Annotated in this window: 4 protein-coding genes and 1 pseudogene; all 5 read left to right on the top strand. The window is 37.7% G+C overall.

Annotated features, from left to right (window positions below; all coding sequences use genetic code 11):
- Positions 1 to 234 (top strand): annotated as a pseudogene (locus ACFIKG_RS08945) (hypothetical protein); the annotation flags it as partial.
- A gap of 10 nt (positions 235 to 244) precedes the next feature.
- Positions 245 to 883, top strand: coding sequence for a hypothetical protein (locus tag ACFIKG_RS08940; protein ID WP_375652165.1), 639 nt, complete (start codon positions 245 to 247; stop codon positions 881 to 883).
- Positions 884 to 1,028: 145 nt separating this feature from the next.
- Entirely contained in the window at positions 1,029 to 1,502 is a 474-nt protein-coding gene (locus ACFIKG_RS08935; protein ID WP_375652164.1) for a crossover junction endodeoxyribonuclease RuvC, read from the top strand.
- Entirely contained in the window at positions 1,492 to 1,842 is a 351-nt protein-coding gene (locus tag ACFIKG_RS08930; protein WP_375652163.1) for a DUF1376 domain-containing protein, read from the top strand. The genes ACFIKG_RS08935 and ACFIKG_RS08930 overlap by 11 nt, the downstream gene beginning before the upstream one ends.
- On the top strand, positions 1,832 to 2,357 hold a 526-nt coding region (locus tag ACFIKG_RS08925; RefSeq protein ID WP_375652162.1), incomplete at its 3' end, for a DUF1376 domain-containing protein. The genes ACFIKG_RS08930 and ACFIKG_RS08925, both read left to right, overlap by 11 nt.

Raw genomic sequence — 2,357 nt, 5'->3', positions numbered from 1 at the left:
CTACTAACAGTACATGTTCAATCATGTGATGCGGAAATTAAAGAATTGAAGCAAAAGATAGATGCGTACCGAGAAGAGTTTAAACGGAAAAGTGAAAAGATACAGGCACTAAAAGCAGATGTTGCATCACGCGACGAGGAAGTTGAAAGACTAACACAAGAGCTTAAACAGCGTGATGAAGCAGTAAAAGCGCCGTCTCATAAGAATAAGAAGAGTAAGAAGAAGGGTAAGTGAGGAGAGAAAGATGAGTTTAGTAGCAATTGTTATTTCCTTAATTGCGAATGTGATTTCGTTTTATGCTGTTCATGACTCTTCTAAAAGAGTGCGAAGGCTTAGAAAAGAGCTAGCAGAAAAAAATGAGTTAATAACGTCACAAAAAGCATTGATGGAAGGACAGCTAGCAGAAAATGAAGAGAAAATACAACATTTACAAAAATTACAAAAAGAAGTGCAAGAACGTTTGTTGGAATCTGAACAGAAGAAATCTAAAGAGCAAGAATATTTGACTGAATATGAAAATATTAATGACAATCTTCAAGAGCCTGAAGATGTTCGTGCGCTTGTAAGAGAGTTTGTAAACAAAGCTCCAATTATAAATGAATATAGTGATGAAAAAGATGATAATAGAGCACGAAAGATATTGCAACAATTGATGATGGATGAACAGAGAAAGAATGAAGCAATTCAAATTATTAACGATGTCCATACATGGTTTATGGCAAAAAAAACCGTTACAATTGAAGAAGTTAATAAATGGGATAGATCGCAATATTTATTATTTCATCTTGTGAGGCCAAAGCCACTGACATGGGCCGAGTTGGCTGAAAAAAGTATTGAGGAACAACAGCGTTATTGTTCAAATTGGAAAACCATTATTCTTTGAACGTAACAGCTGTAAGATTTCTGGTTCAAAGTATTGAATATCGCGGACGGGAAAATTCACTTTTTCTGGTGGATTTTGAGGATCTACGGCAGCATTTTCGTAAAAAGAGCAATCTTCTAAAACACATTTTGTATGGAGTGGTGTGGTGATTAACACGATTCTTTGTTTTGATCTAGGTACCAAAACGGGGTGGGCGATACGTGGTGCAAGTGGTGACATGTTCAGTGGTACCGTGAATTTTCAATCGCGCCGTTTTGAAGGCGGTGGAATGCGTTATTTGCGCTTTAAGCAATGGCTATCAGAAATAAAGCAGACAGCAGGTCAAATTGACGCGGTGTATTTTGAAGAGGTGCGCCGGCATGCGGATACTGATGCTGCGCATGTTTATGGAGGTTTTTTAGCAACGTTAGCGACGTGGTGTGAACAGCATCAGATACCGTATGAGGGGATACCAGTAAGTACGATTAAGAAAGCGACGACAGGCAAGGGGAATGCGTCGAAAGAAGAGATGATTAAGGCGGTGCGTGCAAAAGGGCACAATCCGAAAGATGATAACGAAGCAGATGCTTTAGCAATTTTATATTTAGTTAAAGAAAGGGAATTGGGGTATGTCCAGTAAATTACCATGGACGAGGCTTTTTGCAGACAAGTGGCTTCTTACTCTTGGTTGTTTGTCGCCGACCGAGAAATGTATCTATGTCATGTTGCGACTTCTAATGCTCCATACTGGTGAACCTATTTTAAAGGACTTAACGGTATTAGCTTTTTGGGTTGGTTATCCAGTAGAAGAGTTTGAAGCAGCTTTGAATTCCTTGATTGAAGGTGGATTCATCATACGTTTAGACAATGGTGGGTTGTGGAATTCAGAAGTTGAAAAAGAACTCAATAACGTCACTGAAGAGCTAGATAATTTCACTTGCAATAATAATAAAGAAAGGGAGGTGAAGTATGTCAACTAAGTTGCCATGGACGAGGCTTTTTGCAGACCAGTGGGCAATAGTTGTTGATTATTTGCCTGCTGTAGAGGGCAATATCTATATGCGATTACGGTTACGTATGTTGCGTACTGGTGAACCTCTTTTTTATAATATTAAAGTTTTATCTAATTACACTGGTTATTCAGTGAAGAAGTTCGAAGCAGCGTTAAATGTCTTGCTTGAAGAAGGATACCTTGTTCGTTTAGCAGACGGTCGTTTGTGGAATTTAGATGTTGAGGAAGAACTCAATAACTCTAATGAGAATTTAGATAAAGCTTCGGAAAAGGCTTCAAAAGCAGCAAAAGCTAGATGGGATAAAAACAAAGATAAAAGTAATGATGATGCACGTGCAATGCATGAGCAATGCACAAGCAATGCATACGCAATGCACGAGCAATGCTTGGAAATGCACAATAACATTAACATTAACAATAACAAAAAAAATAAAAATATTATTTTATCAAAAAGAGAAATTGATTTTGAAAATTTAGAAACAA

This window comes from Bartonella sp. LB28NMGDW (genome assembly GCF_042194435.1).
GTDB lineage: Bacteria > Pseudomonadota > Alphaproteobacteria > Rhizobiales > Rhizobiaceae > Bartonella > Bartonella grahamii.
Note: the sequence above shows the minus strand (reverse complement) of the source record. Positions and strands in the feature narration are given on the sequence as shown.

Bases quoted from the DNA above. Each gene is read 5' to 3' on its own strand.
- ACFIKG_RS08940 (WP_375652165.1), top strand. From the start codon at position 245: ATGAGTTTAGTAGCAATTGTTATTTCCTTAATTGCGAATGTGATTTCG.
- ACFIKG_RS08930 (WP_375652163.1), top strand. From the start codon at position 1,492: ATGTCCAGTAAATTACCATGGACGAGGCTTTTTGCAGACAAGTGGCTT.